The following is an 18,224-nucleotide window of genomic DNA, read 5'->3' on the forward strand; positions in this document are numbered from 1 at the left end:
GGGTTTTCGCTTGCGAAGTCGGGGGAGGCTGCAATGCCAGCACCGCACGGCGGCGGGCGCATCGGCGGCGGAATCGTCCCGGGAACCGGGACCCGACCGGGACGGATTCAGGCGGCAATTGTAGCCGCTGCGGTGCTGATGGCCGCCTCGACGGCGTGCAACGGACTGTCGCACGCAGGGGTAAAGCGCCCGCCGGGGAGAATTCCGGGCACCCCCTGCCCTCAGCCCTGCGCCGCGCGCCAGGCCTGCCAGAGCGTGCGTAGCGGCCAGCGGGAAGCCGGTCGTGGCAGCTGCTGGCCGTCCGCGAAGCGGGCCAGGCGGTGGCGCGCGAACGCCGCCCACATGCGGCGCGCCGGCGCCCCCTCCACCCGTGCCGGCCACACGGCAAGCAGCTCGCCCGCCCAGTCGCGCTGGGCGCTTTCACGCCCCGCCGCGGCTTCCGTATCGACCGGCTGGCGGGCCTGCGGCACGGCCTGCAGGCCCGCCTCGGCCAGCCGCGCGGCCAGGACCTGTGCGGCCAGCGCGCGCGGTTCGGCGCGGGGACCGCCCAGCACCGCGGCCTCGACCGCCACCACGGCCTGTGCATAGCCGGCCAGGGCCGCCAATGCCGCGCCGCCGTCGGCCGCGCGCGCGCGCGCCGCGACCAGCGCCGGCAGCGCATCGGCGAGCGCCGACCAGGGCGCCTCCACCGGCTCGAGCAGGCGCCCGAGCGGATGGCGCGAGCGGTGCCCGGCCCAGTCGCGCAGCTCGGTGCCCCACCAGCCCAGCTTGGCGTCCGCCGGCAGCGGGTCGCCAGCGATGTTGAGGATGTCGTCGAACTCCTGCAGCAGCGCGAACCACGCCACGACCCGCTCACGCTGCTCCGGCGGCACGAACACCTCGGCCAGGCGCCACTCGGGCCAGCGTGCGCGCCACTTCTCCAGGAAACCACCCAATGCATCGGATCCGCTCATGCGCCCATTGTAGATGCGCCCCGCAGAAGGTCAGTCCTCGATCCTGTACTTGGTCTTGACCAGGCTCAGGTAGATCGCGGCGTAGCGGCCGAACCAGCGGTCGTCGCCGGCATGTTCGGCCTCGCACTGGCCCAGCTTCTGCATCGAAGCCTCCAGTCCTTCGATGTACGCGTCGTACTTGCCGCGATAGGTATTGCGCAGGCCCTTGAGCGACTGGGTGATCGGTGGCCGGCCCTGCAACTGCCAGCTGAGCCCGGCCACGCCATGGACGCCCGACGCCGAGTCGCCGAAGGCCATCGCCCCCTCGGCGAACTTGCTGTACTGGCTGGTGATCGACCAGGCCCGATGCAGGTAGTAGCGGTTGAAGTCCAGCTTCTCCATCGCCTGCTGGTAGCACTGCTGGCAGTCCTCGTCGTCGCCGCAGGCCGAGGGCGCCTGGAATCCGTCGTCCAGGCCCAGCGGATCGTACTGGCCGTCGTTGGCGTCCAGTCCCTCGTAAAGCTCGGCCAGGTCATCCGCGGAGCGCAGCGCCCTGATCCCCCAGCCCGCGGTCTTGCCGACCTCGCCCGTCTCGCCGGCGACGATGTCCGTCACGCCCTGCACGTCGATGCCGGTGAAGTCCTCCAGGTTGCCGATGAACTGGCTCTGGGCCATCACACTCCCGTGCACCGCGCAGGCAGCCAGCACCAGCACGCGCCAACCCGCCCGCCTGATTCCCGTGTGTGCGTTCATGCGCGCTTCCTCCTCCAGGCCAGGTACGCCAGCGCCAGCAGCACCAGCACCACGCCGGCGACGACCGCCAGCCACACGCCGCGCCCGGGACCGGCCGGCCCCTGGTACTGCGACTGCGGCACCACCACCGGCTTGAGCACCGGCTTGATCTCGTCCCCGACCCAGACCATCAGCTTGTAGGCGGTGCCCGGGTCCGGGCTGCTCACCGCGACCTGGAACTCGCCCTGGGTGCGGAAACGGAAGCTCACCTGCTCGCCCTTCTCCGCCCGCCCCTGTCGCACCGGCGGCTCCCACGGGTACTTGCCGACCGCCAGGTCCAGCCGCGCATCGGGCTGCAGCGGCCGCAGGGTGACCACCACCGGCACCATCATGTGCATGTGCTCGAGGTAGAAGCGGTGCGGCCCGGCAGCGGTCTTGCCGCGCACCAGCGCGGCCCGGCCGTCGGCCAGGTCGGGCACCTTCTTCGGCTCAAGGCGGTAGGCCGTGGCCGGCGGGTCGGCCGCCTGCACGGCGGGCACGCTGGAAAGGGCCAGGCAAACGGCCAGGCAACAGGCGAACGGCAGGCGTACGTGCATGGGAGCCCCTCGAAGGCCGGCGGCAGCGTGCCGCCCACCCGCACGTACGCAAGGACCGGCCCGCAACTGCCACTCCCGACGCCACGATGACGCCATCGCCCCGGAGCCCGTCCGGGGATCGCCTCAGCCGCGGCCGGGACCCGGCCAGGCCGCCGGTGCGAGCAGCTCCTGCGGCTGGTGGGCCATCGCATCGGCCTGCCAGGTTTCCGGATCCTCGCCATCCAGGCGATAGCCCCAGGTCACCGCGATCGACGGCATGCCGGCGGCGCGCGCGGCGACCACGTCGCGCTCGTCATCGCCCACGTAGACGCAGTCGCGCGGATCCACGCCCAGCTGCCGCGCCGCTTCCAGCAGCGGCAGTGGATGCGGCTTCTTCTCCGCGAAGGTGTCGCCGCCGACCAGTACCGCGCAGCGCGACTGCCATTCCAGCCCGGCGACCACGTCGCGGGCCAGGTATTCGGCCTTGTTGGTGATGATGCCCCAGCGCACGCCGTCGCCTTCCAGCGCCTGCAGCATCGCGGCGATGCCGTCGAACAGCACGCTGTGGCGACCGAGCTCCTCGCGGTACACCTTCAGGAATTCGGGCACCAGCGCATCACGCCCGGCCTCGTCCAGTTCGGGGAAGGTCGCGGCCACCATCGCCCGTGCACCCTTGGACACGTGCTGGCGCAGCACGGCCAGCGTCGTCGGCGCGCGGTCGCGCGCGGCGAGCATGCGGTTGGCGGTGGCGAGCATGTCCGGCGCGCTGTCCAGCAGCGTGCCGTCGAGGTCGAACAGCGCCACGCGCGGAAACCGCGGCGTCATCGCGGCATCGGCCACCTCAGGCCTCCGCCTTGACTGCACAGGCCAGGTAATTGACCTCGGTCCGCTTCGACAGGCTCGCCCGCTGGCGCAGCGGATCGTAGAACAGGCCGCTCACGTCCTCGACCTGCAGGCCGGCATCGCGCAGCCAGGCCGCCAGCTCGGACGGCTTGATGAACTCGGCGTAGCGGTGCGTGCCCTTGGGCAGCAGTCGCGCCACGTACTCGGCGCCCACGATCGCCAGCGCGAACGCGGCTGGCGTGCGGTTGAGCGTTGACAGGAACAGGCGCCCACCCGGACGCAGCAGCGTCGCGCAGGCGGCGATGATCGAAGCCGGATCCGGCACGTGCTCGAGCATCTCCATGCAGGTGATCGCGTCGAAACTGCCGGGACGCTCGGCGGCAAGCACTTCGACCGCCTTGACCTGGTAGTCGACCTGCACGCCGGACTCCAGCGTGTGCAGGCGCGCGACCTTGACCAGCTCCGGCGCCAGGTCGAGCGCGGTGACCTGGGCGCCGGCACGCGCCAGCGCCTCGCTGAGCAGGCCGCCACCGCAACCGACGTCGAGCACGCGCTGGCCCGCCAGCGCGGCCGGCGCGAGGCGCTGCTTCACGTAATCCAGTCGCACCGGATTGAGCACGTGCAGCGCGCGCTGCGGACCGTCCGGGTCCCACCAGCGGTTGGCCAGCGCGGCGAACTTGTCCAGCTCGGCCTGGTGGTAGTTGTGCGGCGCCTCGTCGGCGACCGATGGGGTTTCGCTCACGGGTTCCTCCTGCGCGCGCCGGGTCAGCGGCCCAGCGCGGCGATGCGTGCGCGCCACTGGCGCGCGTTGGCGATCAGGGCGGCGGTGTCGATGTCGACCAGCTCGCGCTGGTCCAGCTTGCGGCGCCCGGCGATCCACACGTCGGTCACCTGCTGGCGGCCGGTGGCGTAGACCAGTTGCGACAGCACGTGGTGCAGCGGCTGGGTTTCCAGCACGGACAGGTCCACGCAGACCAGGTCGGCTTCCTTGCCCGGCTCGATCGAACCGGTGCGCTCGCCGAAGCCCAGCGCACGCGCGCCGCCCAGGGTGGCCGCGCGCAGCGCGGTGGCCGCATCCAGCGCGGTGGCGTCGTTGGCCACGGCCTTGGCCAGCATTGCCGCGGTGCGCATCTCGCCGAACATGTCCAGGTCGTTGTTGCTGGCGCAGCCGTCGGTGCCGATGGCCAGGTTCACGCCCGCCCGCTGCAGCGCGCAGGCCGGGCAGAAGCCCGAAGCCAGCTTGAGGTTGGACTCGGCGCAATGAGCCACGTGCACGCCACGTTCGGCGCACAGGTGGATTTCCGCGTCGGTCAGCTGGGTCATGTGCACCGCGATCAGGCGCTCGCTGACCAGGCCGAGCCGGTCCAGGCGCGCCAGCGGGCGCTGGCCGTATTCCTTCAGCGAGTCGCTGATTTCCTGCGCGGTCTCGTGCGTATGCAGGTGGACCTGCATGTCCAGCTGGTCGGACAGCATGCGCACGCGCTCGAAGTTGGCGTCGCTGACCGTGTACGGCGCGTGCGGCGCGAACGCGGTGGCCACCAGCGGGTCGTCGCGCCAGGCGTCGTGGACCTCGCCGGCCTTGTCGAAGTACTCGTCGTCGCTGCGCGCCCACGCCGTCGGGAAATTGATCACCGGCAGGCCGACCAGCGCGCGGAAACCGTGGCGCTTGTAGACCGCGGCCTGCACGTCGGGGAAGAAGTAGTTCTCGTTGGCGCAGGTGGTGCCACCGCGCAGCATCTCGGCGATCGCCAGGGCCATGCCGTCGGCCACGAAATCCGGCCCGATCACCGCCGCCTCGACCGGCCAGATGTGCTGCTGCAGCCAGGTCATCAGCGGCAGGTCGTCGGCGATGCCGCGCAGCAGGGTCATCGGATTGTGGGTGTGGGCGTTGACCAGGCCCGGGATCAGCACCGCATCCGGACGCTGCACCACTTCGGCCGCGGCGAACAGCATCCGCGCCTGCGCGGTCGGCAGCACGGCGACGATGCGCCCGCCGGAAACGGCAACGGCGTGATCCTCCAGGACCACGCCGTGCGGTTCGACCGGGACCACCCAGCCGGCTTCGATGAGCAGGTCGCAGGCCTGCAGGTCACGCGCTTGCAGATCACCCGTCTGGCGCAGGCCGGCTTCGCTCATCGGCTTACTTCACGCGCGAGACGTACTCGCCCGAACGGGTGTCGACCTTGATGACCTCTTCCTGGCCCACGAACAGCGGCACGCGGACCACCGCGCCGGTCTCCAGGGTGGCCGGCTTGCCGCCGCCACCGGAAGTGTCGCCGCGGACGCCCGGATCGGTCTCGGTGATCTTCAGTTCGACGAAATTCGGCGGCTGCACCGCGATCGGCGATCCGTTCCACAGGGTCACCACGCAGGGCTCCTCGCCCTTCAGCCACTTCTCGGCGCCGGCCATGCCGGCCTTGTCGGCCTGCACCTGCTCGAAGGTGTCCTGCTGCATGAAGTGCCAGTACTCGCCATCCGAATACAGGTACTGCATGTCGGTATCGACCACGTCGGCGGCCTCGACCGAGTCGGTCGACTTCATCGTCACTTCCTGCACGCGGCCGCTCTTGATCAGGCGGTACTTCACGCGGGTGAAGGCCTGGCCCTTGCCCGGCTTGACGTACTCGGTGTCGCTGATGATCGCCGGCTCGTTGTTGATCAGGATCTTCATCCCGTTCTTGACGTCGTTCATGCCGTAAGAGGCCATGGGAACTCCTTGGGGTATGGCAGGGCCGCCGCAGGACACCGCGGCCTGGCAGTTAGAATGTGGGGAGCCCGCCGGAGCCCGGCGGGTGTGTCTTCTCAGGCCCCACATGATACCTGCAGCCCCCCTGCCCCTGCAGCCGGAAACCGCTCTGGCCCCCACACCCGCCACGCTGCCCCCTGCTCCGCACTGGCAGCGGCTGTGGCGCGAGGCCGTGCGCGACCCGCGCGAGCTGCTGGCCGGGCTGGGCCTGGACGCCGCCGCAGCCGGAATTTCCGACGCGGCCGCTGCCAGCTTCCCCCTGCGAGTGCCACGCGGTTTCATCAAGCGGATGCGGCCCGGCGACCTGAACGATCCGTTGCTGCGCCAGGTGCTGCCGGTCGGCCTGGAGGAGCGGGTCGTCCCCGGCTTCGGCCTGGACGCGGTCGGCGACGGCGCGGCGAAGAAGGCCGAGGGCGTGATCCAGAAATACCGCGGCCGGGCCTTGCTGGTGGCCACCGGCAGCTGTGCCGTGCACTGCCGCTACTGCTTCCGCCGCCATTTCCCCTACGCCGAGGAGACCGCCGCGCGCGACACCTGGTCTGCCGCAGTGGAGGCGATCGCCGCCGATCCGACGATCGACGAAGTGATCCTGTCCGGTGGCGATCCGCTGTCGCTGGCCACGCCCAAGCTGGCCGAACTGACCGCGCGGCTGGCCGGCATCGCGCACCTGAAGCGCCTGCGCATCCACAGCCGCCTGCCGGTGGTGCTGCCCGAACGGGTGGACGGCGAACTGCTGCAGTGGCTGTCCGCCCTGCCCTGGCCGGTGGCGTTCGTGATCCACGCCAACCACGCCAACGAGTTCGATGCCCAGGTCGATGCCGCGATGGCACGCCTGCGCGGCGCCGGCGTGCAACTGCTCAACCAGGCCGTGCTGCTGCGCGGCGTCAATGACAGCGTCGAGGCCCTCGCCGGCCTGTCCGAGCGCAGCTTCGCCGCCGGCGTGCTGCCCTACTACCTGCACCAGCTGGACCGGGTCGAAGGCGTGGCCCATTTCGAAGTGCCCGACGACGAGGCGCTCAGCCTGCATGCCGCCCTCGTGGCACGCCTGTCCGGCTACCTGGTGCCGAAACTGGTCCGTGAGGTCCAGGGCGATACCGGCAAGCGTCCGCTGTAGCACGGGACCGCCGCGCGACCGGAACGCGGCAACCCGCGTCCCACGCGCGCCGTCGTGATCGCCCGAAGCACCAGCAGGTATCGCAGGAGAGCAAACGAAAACGCCACGGCCCAGGCCGTGGCGTTTTCGTGTTGAGAGTGACAGGCTTCGCGCCCGTGCCGGCTCAGAACTTGAACAGCACCTTGACCGTGCCATCCACCGCGGCGTCGTCGATGTAGCCGACCGCGCCCGGGGTCGAGGCGACCTTCGCCTTGACCGCCGCATCGCTGGCCAGCTCTTCCGGCGCCTTGGCCTTGCCGGTGAAGATCAGCTTGGACCAGTAGCCAGAGAGGTCGGCGCCGGAACGGCCCAGCACCTTGCCCTCGAACGCCTGCTTGGTCGCGCCGGCCTTCTGGTAGACCACCACGGCCGGCTTGCCGCCGACGGTGGCTTCACGACCGAGGAACACGCGCTTGACTGCCTCGGCATCCAGCGCGCCGGCCGGTGAATCGGCACCGACCACGACCGAACCGGCCAGGCAGGGGAAGCTCAGCGCGCACAGCGCCACGCCCACGAAGAACTTGCGATTCATGATCTGCTCCCGGCTCAGTAGGTGAAGACCACGCCGGCCGCGACCAGGTCCGCATCGGAACCGGCAGCGACGGTGCTCTTGAAGTGGGTGTAGTCCACCTTCACCGCGATGTTGGCGTTGACGTCATAACGCACGCCGACGCTGGTGTACTCCTTGTCGCCGTCCTGTCCGGCCAGCAGGCCTGCGACGGTCTGGTACAGCGGATGCGCCGGCGGCACCGGCAGCAGGCCCAGCACGGTCTTGTCCGATTCGCTGCGGCTGCGCGACCAGCTGGCGTTCGGGGTCCAGGCGCCGGCACGGTACGCGGCGTTGACCGCCACGGCCTTCTGCCCGCCGATGTAGTTGTCGCCGTAGTCGATGTCGGTGAACTCGACGCCGACGGTGGCGCCGCCGCGGTTGATTTCCGCGCTCAGGCCCAGGAACGACGCGTCATCGCGGTCGAACGCCAGCGCCGCGCCGGCCTGCGGGTTGACCGCCATGACCGCCGCGACCAGCGGCTCGGCCGCGTTGACCTGCACCGAAGCCTCGCCGACCACGTAGCTGCCGCGCAGCGACAGCCACTCGTCGTACTGCGCTTCGAAGGTGACGCCACCCTGGTCGCGGACTTCCACGTGCAGGGTGTCCTGTTCCTCGTCGACGGTGCCGTAGATCAGCTGGGTGCGCAGGCTCCACTTGTCGAAGTTGCGGCTGCCGATCACGTTGACGCCGTTGTAGTTGCTGTACGGCAGGTTGTAGACGCCCAGCGGCACGCGCATGAACGGATAGGCCGCACCGACTTCCAGGTAGTCCGAATAGTGGAAATACGGCGTGCGCTGGCGACCGGCCTTGACCGACCACGACGGGCTGAACTGGTAGCGCACGTAGGCCCAGGCGAACTCCGGCTCCCAGCCTTCGTCGCCGCGGGCGACGACCTGCGCCACCGCGTCGGCGCGGTCACCCAGGGTGGCCGTGGCCTGCAGGGCGAACAGGGATTCGGGATCGAAGCTGATGCTGTCGTCGTACGACAGGCCGGAGACGGTGCTGCCGTCGTCGAACGTGGCGCCGCCGACCACCTGGCCGAACCCGTTGAAGGTGACTTCGGCGTAGGCGGCGGGAGCCACGGCCAGCGCGAGCAGCGCCACCGCGGGGAAATGCTTGGTCTTCACTTCGTGCTTCCTGACTTGAGGGAGAGGCCCCGGCGGGGCGTCCCCGGTATCGGCGCCTCCCCTCGCGGCTTTAACGGCTTCCTAACGCGTTCATGAACCGCACCCTCAAGACCCGGCCTTCCCTCGCCGATAGCTGGATGCCGGATCGCCCCTGCCCCGGCCGTTCGTCCTATCCGGAGTTACCCATGTCCTCCACGCATGGAAGCAAGAAGAAGCTTCCGCTCCCGAACCTTCGCATCGCCCCGCTGGTGGCCTCGGCCTCGCGGCGCCTGCGCTACCTGTCGATCCGCAGCAAGATCCTGCTGTTGCCGGCGATCGCGCTGGCCGGCCTGCTCGGCTACTTCGTCTATTCCGCCGCGGTGCTGCGTGCGAACACCGGCACCCTCGAAGGCTTCGCCGAGCGCACCCTGCCGGTAATGACCCTCTCCGCCCAGGCCAACCAGGGCCTGATCGAGACCCAGGGGCTGTTCACCCAGGCCCTGGGCGACCGCGACGAATTCCTGATCGAGGACGCCAACAAGCAGGCCTCGATCACCCGCGAGCGGCTGCTCGAGATCAAGGCCACCGATGCGGCCTATGCCAAGCGCGTCGACGCGCTCGCCGCGCTGTGGGACCGCTACGTCGAGCGCAGCGGAACGGCCGTGACCGGCATGATCGCCGGCAACGGCGACATGGAAGCCTTCCAGGCCCTGGCCGCGGAAAAGCAGGCCGCGTTCGAGCAAGTGCGCAACGAACTGGCACGGCTGGCCAAGGACAGCGAGGCGTCCTCGCAGGCCGCGATTGCCGGCGCCACCGCGCGTTCGCGCAGCGCGCTCAAGGTCGGCCTGGGTATCGTCGTCGTCCTGTCGCTGCTGGCGCTGGTCACCGTGCTGCTGGTCGACGCCGCCATCCGCCATCCGATCGAACGCCTGGACCAGGCGATCGCCGAGGTGGCGCGCGGCAACTTCAGCGTGCGGGTGGAAGCCGAAGGCCGCGACGCGATCAGCGCGATGTGCCATTCCTTCAACGCGCTGCTGGTGGCGTTGAACGCCGCCATCGCCGAATCCAACGATGTGCTCGCCGCGGTCGGCCGCGGCGAGTTCGGCCGCCGCGTGGACGCGGACCTGCCCGGCGACCTGGCCCGGCTCAAGAGCGGCGTCAACGCCAGCGCCGACAGCGTGCAGAAGACCATGGACGCGCTGGATGCGGTGATGGACGCGATGGCCCGCGGCGACTTCTCCGCGCGCATGAGCAACGAGGTGCAGGGCGAGTCGCGCGGCAAGGTGGACCGTGCGATGGGCCTGCTGCAGCAGTCGCTGGCGGCGCTGGAGCACAGCCTCAGCGGCGCGGCCGAAGGCGACTTCTCGCGCCGCATCGATACCGAACTCCCCGGCGAACTGGACCAGCTCAAGCGCGCGGTGAACCGCTCGCTGTCCGCGCTGGAAGCGGCGTTCGACGAGATCGGCGCCACCACCCAGGCACTGGCCGAGGGCGACCTCACCCGGCGCATCCGCAGCGACTACGCCGGCACCCTGAAGACCCTGACCGACTCGCTCAACAGCGCGCTGGACAGCGTGTCGCAGGTCATCCTCGAAGGCATGTACAACGCCGAGGAAGTGGGCGTGGGCGTGGAGGAGATCGCCCGGGGCAACGCCGACCTGTCCGGTCGCACCGAACGCCAGGCCAATGCCTTGCAGGACAGCGCGGCCAGCATCGAGCAGCTGCTCGTGGCGGCGCGGAATGCCGCGGACAACAGCCGCCAGACCAGCGGCCTGACCCACGGCGCATTGGACAACTCGCGCCAGGGCGTGGACGTGGCCGCGCAGGCCAGCAGCTCGATGGTGTCGATCACCGAGGCCAGCCGCCGCATCGGCGAGATCATCTCGCTGATCGATTCGGTGGCCTTCCAGACCAACATCCTGGCGCTCAACGCCGCGGTCGAAGCCGCGCGCGCCGGCGAGCATGGCCGCGGCTTCGCCGTGGTCGCCACCGAAGTGCGCAGCCTAGCCCACCGCACCGGCACCTCGGCCAAGGAGATCCGCGACCTGATCGCCGACGCCATCAGCCGGGTCGGCGAAGGCAGCGGCCTGGTCGACGAGTCGCGCCGGCAGCTGCAAGCGATCGCCGAGTCCAACGAAACCATCGCCGGGCTGGCGCAACAGGCCGCCGATTCGGCGCAGGAGCAGTCACAGGGCCTGCAGCAGCTGAGCCGCTCGGTCGGCGACCTGGAGTCGGTGAACCAGCAGAACAGCGCACTAGTGGAGGAAGTGGCCGCGGCCAGCGCCTCGCTGCGCGAGCGCGCCCAGGCGCTGCGCGCGGCGATGGGGCGGTTCCGCGTGCAGCCCGGCTCGGCCGGCGACGCGCACGATCCGTACTTCGCCCAGGCGAGCTGAGCGAACCGGGGCCGTCCTTCAACGGGCGGCCCCTTGCGCACGGGTGATCAGCGCTCGAACAGCGCGATGCTCTCCACGTGCGCGGTATGCGGGAACATGTCCATCACGCCGGCCGACACCAGTCGGTAGCCGCGCTCGTGGACCAGGAACCCGGCGTCGCGCGCCAGCGAGCCGGGATGGCAGCTGACATAGACGATCCGCTCGATGTCCTTGAGCGGCAGCTGCTTGAGCACCTCGTCGGCGCCCGAGCGCGGCGGGTCCAGCAGCAGCCGGTCGAAGCCCTGCCGCATCCACGGCGTGCCGCGCTGGTCCTGGGCCAGGTCAGCGGCGAAGAACTGCGCGTTGGCCAGCCCGTTGCGCTGGGCGTTGGCGCGCGCACGCGCGACCAGCCCGGCATCGCCCTCCACGCCCACCACCTCGCGCACCTGGCGTGCGATCGGCAGGGTGAAGTTGCCCAGGCCGCAGAACAGGTCCAGGACCCGGTGCCCGGGCTGCAGGTCGAGCATCTCCAGCGCCCGCGCGATCATCGACTGGTTGAGCCGCGCATTGACCTGGATGAAATCCAGCGGCTCGAAGGCGAGTTCCACGTCCCACTGCGGCAGCCGGAACGACAGCTTGGGCGCCTCGCCTTCCAGCGGATGCACCGTGTCGATGCCCTTGGGCTGCAGGAAGATGGTGAATCCCTGCTCGCGCCCGAACGCGGCCAGCGCCGCGCGATCGGCTTCGGACAGCGGCTGCAGGTGGCGCAGGGTCAGCACGATGGCCTCGTCGCCGGCGATGAACTCGATCTGCGGGATGTGCTCGCGCGCCTCCAGCCCGTCGACCAGCGTGGCCAGGGCCTGCACCTTCATCCCGATCTCGGGGACCACCGTGTGGCATTCGCGCAGGTCGGCGACGAAGCGCGGATCCAGCTCGCGGAAGCCGACCAGGGTCTTGTCCTTCTTGTTGACCCGGCGCACCGAGAACCGGCCCTTGCGCCGGTAGCCCCAGCTGTCGCCGGTCAGCGGCGGCAGCACCGCGCCGGGGCTGACCTTGCCGATCCGCTCCAGGTTCTCCAGCAGCACGCGCTGCTTGGCGATGATCTGCCGGTCCTCGGCCAGGTGCTGCAGCACGCAGCCGCTGCAGGTGCCGAAGTGCGGGCAGCGCGGCTGGACGCGCTCGGGCGACGCCTCAAGCACCTCCAGCGTGCGGGCCTCGTCGAAGCGCTTGCTGCGTGCGGTGGGCTCGGCCAGGACGGTCTCGCCGGGCAGCGCCCCCGAGATGAATACGGCTTTGCCGTCGTCGCGGCGTGCGACACCGCGTCCATCGTGGCTGAGGTCGAGGATCTGGATCTGGAACGGGGTACGGTCGAATCGGGCCACGTGGCGAAGGCTGCGGGGGCGGTCAGGGCCGGCCATTGTCCCAGATCGGCGCCGTCCGCCGTACCGTCCGGCCACGAAACAGCCTGGGATACCGCCGGCGCACCATGACTATCCGCCGATTGCCCCGCCGAATGTGAGCGCTAATATGGACCCAGCCGACAAGGAGTCAGCCGCATGGAAACGCGAGATCCCGCCCCGCTTCCCCGCGTCCTGCTGGTCGAGGACGACACGATCAGCCAAGCCTACTTCCGCGCCGTCCTCGAGGGACTGCCGACCACGGTCGACGCGGTCGCCAGCCAGGCCTGTGCCATGGCCCGCGCCGATACCACCCGCCACGACCTGTGGCTGATCGACCTGACCCTGCCGGACGGCTCGGGCATCGACCTGCTGCTCAAGCTGCAGGCGCGCTGGCCGCAGTCGCCACCGGCCCTGGCCCATACCGCCGACGCGGATCCCGACGTGCGCCTGCCGGCCCTGCAAGCCGGATTCCGCGACGTGCTGGTCAAGCCGCTGGCGACCGCCGAGCTGTCGGGCGCGGTGCGCCAGGCGCTGGCCGAAGCCGGTGGCCTGCCGGACTGGGACCATGCCGCCGCGGCCGCCGCGCTCAACTACGACCCGACCAACGTGCAGGCGTTGCGCCGCCTGTTCCTGGAGGAGCTGCCGGGCGCGCGCGACGAGGTCCTCAACAGCGCGCAACGCGGCGATGCCGGCACCCTGCGCGCACGCCTGCATCGGCTGCAGGCCGGGTGCGGCCTCGTGGGTGCCAAGCGGCTGGGCGCGGCGGCGGAACTGCTGCGGCGCACCCCGGAGTCGCGCACCGCGCTGGAACGCTTCGACCACGCCGCACGCGACCTGCTCTCCTGACGGCGCGAGGGCGGCGCCGGAACCCGGCACCGCCCAGCCCTTCGCTTCCCGCGTGGCGAATCAACCCAGCGTCGCGGCACGCTCGTACCAGTCGACCTTGCGCGTGATCCACATGATCGCGGCAAGGATGCCGAACAGCAGCAGCGAGCCCATCAGCAACGCGTTGTCTTCCGACACCAGCAGGCTGTAGAGCGCGCCGTAGAGCGCGGTCAGCATCGTGGCGAACAGCCCCGCGTGCCACCAGCTTTTCAGCACGCCCGACAGGTACACGAACTGCAGTCCGATGCAGGCCACGGCGGCGACGAGATAGGCCTTCCAGAACGCCATGTGCTCGGACAGGCCCAGCAGCAGCAGGAAGAAGATCGCCAGGGCCAGCCCGACCAGCAGGTACTGCAAGGGATGGATGCGCAACTGCTTGACCAGCTCGAACAGGGCGAAGCCGACGAAGGTCAGCACCACGAACAGGATCCCGTACTTGCTGGCCCGATCGGCCTGGGTATAGACGTCGACCGGATCGACCAGGCTCAGCACGACGCTGTCCACGCCCTGGTCGGCCTCGCCCGGCAGCGTGTAGGCGCCTGCACTGCCCGGGCGCATCGTCAGCCGTGCGGTGTCCGCGTCGTGGACCTGCGACTGCGCCGCGCTGGCCAGCGACGAGATGTTCCAGGAGGCCTCGAAACCGCTGGTATCGATGCTGCGCTGGTTGGGCAGGAAACGACCACTGAACAAAGGATGCGGCCATGCCGACTGCAGTTCGATCCGGTTGCTGTCGGCGACCGGCACGATGCCCAGCGACTGCGTGCCTGCGACCGTCATCGCCAGATCGACCGTGCTGGCCGGCAACGAGCGCGGCGGGATCGGCAGGCCTTCGACCACGACCTGGCCGGTGCGCGGCGCCGGCAACGCGGCATGCACGCCGTCCATGCGCGCAGCCAGCACACCAGTGCCGGGCTGCAGTTCCAGCGCCCGGCCGTCGGCTTTCAGCGAAGGCGTTCCGACCAGCCCCCGCACATCGGCCAGGCCCAGCACCAGGTAGGGCTCGCCATACTCGCGCCCGTTCACGGCCGGCACCGGCATCGGCGCGAACGCGGCCTGCACGTCGGCTTTCCACTGGAACACGCGCACGTCGTACAGGCCGATGCGGCGCACGTCAGGTTCGATGACGCCGCCGGCGGCCAGCGTGGCGGGGGTCTGCAAGAGGTAGCCTTCGACCGTTTCCTCGCGCAGCTCGAGGCGGCCGTCGCTGCCGGTGGCGTTGACCCGGCGCGTCTCCTTCCACGGCAGCACGCGCATCGGCCCGACCAGCTGCTGCGGCCCGGCCATGCTCTGCGACACGCGTTCGACGGCCTGGCCGCGGTAGCGCTCGCGGTCCTGGATCAGTCCGCGGATCATCGTGAGCGGGATCAGCAGCAACAGCACCAGGCCGCCGACGGTGAGGAAACGCAACAGCAACTTCAACGATTTCATGGATTCGCCCCGGGTGGATTCGGGGCGAATCGTGGGCCGGGCCGGTGCAGCGGGCATGGGTCATATTTGAAGTGGGAGTGAAGTGCGCGTAGACCGACGTCGGATGGCGGACAGGCTTGCCCTGCCCGGGGCGTCGGCTTCGCGGACTGAAGTCCGCTCCTACAAAAGAAGCCAGACCGGCCTCCGTCGCCTGCCTGTAGGAGCGGGCACGACCGCGACACCGAGGCGGTCGGAACCACGAAGGCATCGCCTGCATCGAGGGCGTCGGCTTCGCGGACTGAAGTCCGCTCCTACAAAAGAAGCCAGACCGGCATCCGCCGCCTGCCTGTAGGAGCGGGCATGACCGCGACACCGAGTCCATCGGAGTCACGACGCCATCGCCTGTGTCGATGGGGTCGACTTCGCGGCCCGCAGTCCGCTCCTACAACAGCGGCAGCGCGAGTCCGGCTTCGGCGCCGCCGCCTTCGCGGTTGGACAGCCAGGCTTCGCCGCCGTGCAGGCGCGCCACCTCGCGCACGAACGGCAGCCCGAGCCCGGAGCTGCGCTGGCCATTGCCAGGACGGGCCAGCGAATAGAAGCGCTCGAACACCCGCGCGGCCGCATAGTCCGGCACGCCCGGCCCCTCGTCGCGGACCCGCACCCGCGCCTGTCCCGCCTCGACCTGCAGCGACAGCGTCAACGTGCCGCCATGCGGCGAAAATCCGATCGCATTGTCGAGCAGGTTCGCCAGCGCCTGCCGCAGCAGGAAGGCATCGCCGCTGACTTCGACCGGCGTCGTGGCATCCTCGATGCGCAGTTGCAATTGCATGGCCGCCAGCCGCGGTTCGACCGCCTCGGCCGCCTGCCGGAGCAGCGCGGCCAGGTCCACCGGCTCGCGGCGCTGCAGCCATCCGTGTTGTTCCACCTCGGCCAGCGCCAGCAGCTTGTCGATGGTCTCGGTCAGGCGCAGCTGCTGTTGCAGGATGTTGCGCGCGAAGCGTTCGCGCTCGGCATCGGGCAGCGGCTCCTGCAGCAGCTCGGCCGCGCCGCGGATCGCCGCCAGCGGGCTCTTCATCTCGTGGGTCAGCGACTGCACGTACTGCTCGACATAGGCCTTGCCTTCGAGCTTGCGGCGCATCTGTTCCAGCGCCCGGCCCAGGTCGCCGATCTCGTCGCGGCGCGGCGGCGGCGGCGGTACCGGCTCGCCCGCCGCGACCCCCTGCGCATAGCGGTTCAAGCGCCCGATGCCGCGCATCAGCCACCAGGTCATCAGCACGCCGACCAGCGCCGAGAGCCCGATCAGCCACGCGCCCTGGCGCATGATGCTGCGCTGGCTGGCCTCGATGAACGGCTCGATGCTGCGGTTGGGCTTGGCCACCGTCAGCACGCCGATGAGCGTGCCTGGTGCGTCCGGATCGAACACCGGCGCAGCCACGTGCATCACCGTGCGCTCGCTGCCGGGCGCTTCGGGGCTGGAGCGGGCGCCGTACTCGCCGCGCAGGGTGCGGTACACGTCATTCCAGCGCGAGTTGTCGCGGCCCAGGTCGCGCCCTTCCGAGTCGAACACGACGATGCCGCGTGCATCCGTCACCGTGACCCGGTAATCGATCCGTTCCTTGGGGAAGCTCCAGATCATCGCGTCCGGATCGCGTCCCCTGACCCGGGCCAGGTCGCGGGCGAAATGCCCCCCGGTGATCTCTCCCGCCTTGAGGTCGTCGGCGGCCATCGCCGCCATCACGTTGGCGGTGTCGACCAGGGTGGATTCCATCGCCTGGCGCACGCCCGGCTTGACCTCGTCGACGAACACGCGCATCACGAAGAACGCGGCCAGGCCGACGATCAGGAAGAAGCCCAGGACCAGGCGCAGCCCCAGACGCACTCAGGCCTCGATCGCGTAGCCGACGCCGCGGTGGGTGCGGATCGGGTCGGGCTCGGCGCCGGCCGCGCGCAGCTTGGCCCGCAGTGTTTTCACATGGGTGTCCACGGTGCGGTCGCTGCTGTCGGCGTCGCTGTCCCAGCCGCGGTCCATCAGCTGGGCGCGGCTGAGGATCGCACCGGGCCGCTGCAAGAGCGCTTCCAGCAGGACGTATTCGTAGCGGGTCAGGTCCAGTGCCTGGTCGCGGTAGCGGATGCGGTGGCCGCTGCGGTCCACGGCGAAGTCGCCGCGCCCGGTCCAGCCATCTCCGTCCACCGGAGCGTCGCCGGAGACGCCGGTTGCAGCGTGGCGGCGCAGCCGCGCCCGTACCCGCGCGACGAGTTCGCGCGGCGAGAACGGCTTGGCCATGTAGTCGTCCGCGCCCAGCTCCAGGCCCAGCACCCGGTCGATCTCGTCGTTGCGCGCGGTCAGGAAGATCACCGGTATGTCGCTGAAGCCGCGCAGCCGCCGGCACACGTCGAAGCCGCTGATGTCGGGCAGGCCGACGTCCAGCACCAGCACATCGATGCCGCCGCTGCGCACCCGCTCCAGCGCCTGCAGGCCCAGCAGGCAGTGTTCGGCCTGCAACCCCTCGCTGCGCAACGCGTACAGCAGCGCGTCGGCGATGGCGGACTCGTCTTCGGCGATCAGGACCAGGGGTGCGGGCGGCATGGCGCAAGCATAGTCCGCACCCGGCACCGCGGCTATGCTGGGCGCATGAACTACCGACACGCCTTCCACGCCGGCAACCATGCCGACGTGCTCAAGCACATCGTCCTGCTGGCCATGCTCGATGCGCTGATGCGCAAGGACGCCCCGTTCTTCGTCCTCGACACCCATGCCGGGCGCGGGCGCTACCTGCTGCGCGGCGGCCAGGCCACGCGCACGGCCGAAGCCGCCACGGGCATCCTGCAGCTGGCCGGGGCGAAGAAGCCGCCCGCAGCGATCGCCCGTTACCTGCGCGCGGTGGCCGCCGACAATCCGGTCGATGCCCTGATCGCCTATCCCGGCTCGCCGCTGCTGGTGGCGCAGGCGATGCGCCCGCAGGACCGCCTCGCCGCCTGCGAACTGCAGCCCGACGAAGCCGCCGCGCTCAAGGAACTGTTCGCGCACGATCCGCGCGTGGCCGCCCACGCCCGCGATGGCTACGACGCCATCCGCGCCCTGCTGCCGCCACGCGTCGACGGCGTGCGCTACGCGCGCGGCCTGGTCCTGGTCGATCCGCCGTACGAGGCCCAGGACGAGGAATATCCGCGCGTGGCCAAGGCCGTGCGCGAGGCGCTGGAGCGCTGGCCGCAGGCAACCTGCGCCATCTGGTACCCGATCAAGCAGCGTCGCAGCCTGCAGCCGTTCTTCCGCAAGCTCGAAGCCATTCCCGCGCGCTCGCTGCTGCTGGCCGAACTGCTGGTCCGCCCCGACGATTCGCCGTTGCGCCTCAACGGCAGCGGCATGGCGATCCTCAACCCGCCCTGGAAACTGGACGAGGCGATCGCCCCGGCATTGCCCTTCCTGCAGCAGAAGCTCGGCGAAACCGGCGCTTCCACCCGCCTGGAATGGCTGAAGCGGGAGGCCTAGGCCGATGGCCAGGCCAGGCCGTCCTGCCCGTCC

Annotated in this window: 17 protein-coding genes; 4 read left to right on the plus strand and 13 right to left on the minus strand. The window is 70.3% G+C overall.

The features are described from left to right. Positions 1–221: 221 nt before the first annotated feature. From MNQ95_RS00330 to efp, 7 genes are all read right to left on the minus strand, one after another. Positions 222–953 (minus strand): isoprenoid biosynthesis enzyme family protein, encoded by a 732-nt coding sequence (locus tag MNQ95_RS00330; protein ID WP_241953467.1) that lies wholly within the window; start codon positions 951–953, stop codon positions 222–224. 30 nt (positions 954–983) lie between these two features. Then, the gene (locus MNQ95_RS00335) at positions 984–1,685 is read right to left on the minus strand and encodes a hypothetical protein (RefSeq protein WP_241953468.1); all 702 of its coding nucleotides are present in this window, start codon (positions 1,683–1,685) and stop codon (positions 984–986) included. Next, positions 1,682–2,260 (minus strand): hypothetical protein, encoded by a 579-nt coding sequence (locus tag MNQ95_RS00340; protein ID WP_241953469.1) that lies wholly within the window; start codon positions 2,258–2,260, stop codon positions 1,682–1,684. Before MNQ95_RS00340 ends, MNQ95_RS00335 begins: the two co-directional genes overlap by 4 nt. A gap of 123 nt (positions 2,261–2,383) precedes the next feature. Further along, on the minus strand, positions 2,384–3,064 hold the full coding sequence (locus tag MNQ95_RS00345; protein WP_241953470.1) for a phosphoglycolate phosphatase: 681 nt from the start codon (positions 3,062–3,064) through the stop codon (positions 2,384–2,386). A 16-nt stretch (positions 3,065–3,080) separates the two neighbouring features. Further along, a complete protein-coding gene (gene ubiG, locus MNQ95_RS00350) occupies positions 3,081–3,824 on the minus strand; it encodes a bifunctional 2-polyprenyl-6-hydroxyphenol methylase/3-demethylubiquinol 3-O-methyltransferase UbiG (protein ID WP_241953471.1) in 744 nt (247 codons plus the stop codon). Positions 3,825–3,847: 23 nt separating this feature from the next. Next, the gene (locus MNQ95_RS00355; RefSeq protein ID WP_241953472.1) at positions 3,848–5,218 is read right to left on the minus strand and encodes a TRZ/ATZ family hydrolase; all 1,371 of its coding nucleotides are present in this window, start codon (positions 5,216–5,218) and stop codon (positions 3,848–3,850) included. A 4-nt stretch (positions 5,219–5,222) separates the two neighbouring features. Further along, positions 5,223–5,789 (minus strand): elongation factor P, encoded by a 567-nt coding sequence (efp, locus tag MNQ95_RS00360; protein ID WP_241953473.1) that lies wholly within the window; start codon positions 5,787–5,789, stop codon positions 5,223–5,225. Positions 5,790–5,895: 106 nt separating this feature from the next. Here efp and epmB point away from each other — a divergent pair, with 106 nt between their 5' ends. Then, complete coding sequence (gene epmB, locus MNQ95_RS00365; RefSeq protein ID WP_241953474.1) at positions 5,896–6,942, plus strand: EF-P beta-lysylation protein EpmB; 1,047 nt, start codon at positions 5,896–5,898, stop codon at positions 6,940–6,942. A gap of 163 nt (positions 6,943–7,105) precedes the next feature. Here epmB and MNQ95_RS00370 read toward each other — a convergent pair whose 3' ends face one another. Further along, positions 7,106–7,513 (minus strand): type 2 periplasmic-binding domain-containing protein, encoded by a 408-nt coding sequence (locus MNQ95_RS00370; protein WP_162409248.1) that lies wholly within the window; start codon positions 7,511–7,513, stop codon positions 7,106–7,108. A 14-nt stretch (positions 7,514–7,527) separates the two neighbouring features. Further along, entirely contained in the window at positions 7,528–8,658 is a 1,131-nt protein-coding gene (locus MNQ95_RS00375; RefSeq protein WP_162409246.1) for a porin, read from the minus strand. A 185-nt stretch (positions 8,659–8,843) separates the two neighbouring features. Here MNQ95_RS00375 and MNQ95_RS00380 point away from each other — a divergent pair, with 185 nt between their 5' ends. Then, on the plus strand, positions 8,844–11,030 hold the full coding sequence (locus MNQ95_RS00380) for a methyl-accepting chemotaxis protein (RefSeq protein ID WP_162409244.1): 2,187 nt from the start codon (positions 8,844–8,846) through the stop codon (positions 11,028–11,030). A 47-nt stretch (positions 11,031–11,077) separates the two neighbouring features. On the opposite strand, the gene rlmD is transcribed toward MNQ95_RS00380, so the two are convergent. Then, the gene (rlmD, locus tag MNQ95_RS00385) at positions 11,078–12,427 is read right to left on the minus strand and encodes a 23S rRNA (uracil(1939)-C(5))-methyltransferase RlmD (RefSeq protein WP_241953475.1); all 1,350 of its coding nucleotides are present in this window, start codon (positions 12,425–12,427) and stop codon (positions 11,078–11,080) included. A 138-nt stretch (positions 12,428–12,565) separates the two neighbouring features. Here rlmD and MNQ95_RS00390 point away from each other — a divergent pair, with 138 nt between their 5' ends. Continuing rightward, a complete protein-coding gene (locus MNQ95_RS00390; RefSeq protein ID WP_241953476.1) occupies positions 12,566–13,255 on the plus strand; it encodes an Hpt domain-containing response regulator in 690 nt (229 codons plus the stop codon). Positions 13,256–13,315: 60 nt separating this feature from the next. On the opposite strand, the gene creD is transcribed toward MNQ95_RS00390, so the two are convergent. The 3 genes from creD to creB form a co-directional block, all read right to left on the minus strand. Beyond that, positions 13,316–14,722: a cell envelope integrity protein CreD gene (creD, locus tag MNQ95_RS00395; protein WP_241953477.1), complete on the minus strand. Its 1,407-nt coding sequence runs from the start codon at positions 14,720–14,722 to the stop codon at positions 13,316–13,318. 421 nt (positions 14,723–15,143) lie between these two features. Continuing rightward, positions 15,144–16,580, minus strand: a complete 1,437-nt coding sequence (gene creC / locus MNQ95_RS00400; protein WP_241953478.1) for a two-component system sensor histidine kinase CreC — start codon at positions 16,578–16,580, stop codon at positions 15,144–15,146. Further along, positions 16,581–17,288: a two-component system response regulator CreB gene (gene creB / locus MNQ95_RS00405; RefSeq protein ID WP_241953479.1), complete on the minus strand. Its 708-nt coding sequence runs from the start codon at positions 17,286–17,288 to the stop codon at positions 16,581–16,583. A 45-nt stretch (positions 17,289–17,333) separates the two neighbouring features. On the opposite strand from creB, the gene MNQ95_RS00410 reads away from it, so the two are divergent. After that, on the plus strand, positions 17,334–18,191 hold the full coding sequence (locus tag MNQ95_RS00410; RefSeq protein ID WP_162409224.1) for a 23S rRNA (adenine(2030)-N(6))-methyltransferase RlmJ: 858 nt from the start codon (positions 17,334–17,336) through the stop codon (positions 18,189–18,191). The last annotated feature ends 33 nt before the right edge of the window (positions 18,192–18,224 follow it).

Origin of the sequence: Pseudoxanthomonas daejeonensis, assembly GCF_022637495.1 — a bacterium.
Classification (GTDB): Bacteria; Pseudomonadota; Gammaproteobacteria; order Xanthomonadales; family Xanthomonadaceae; genus Pseudoxanthomonas; species Pseudoxanthomonas daejeonensis.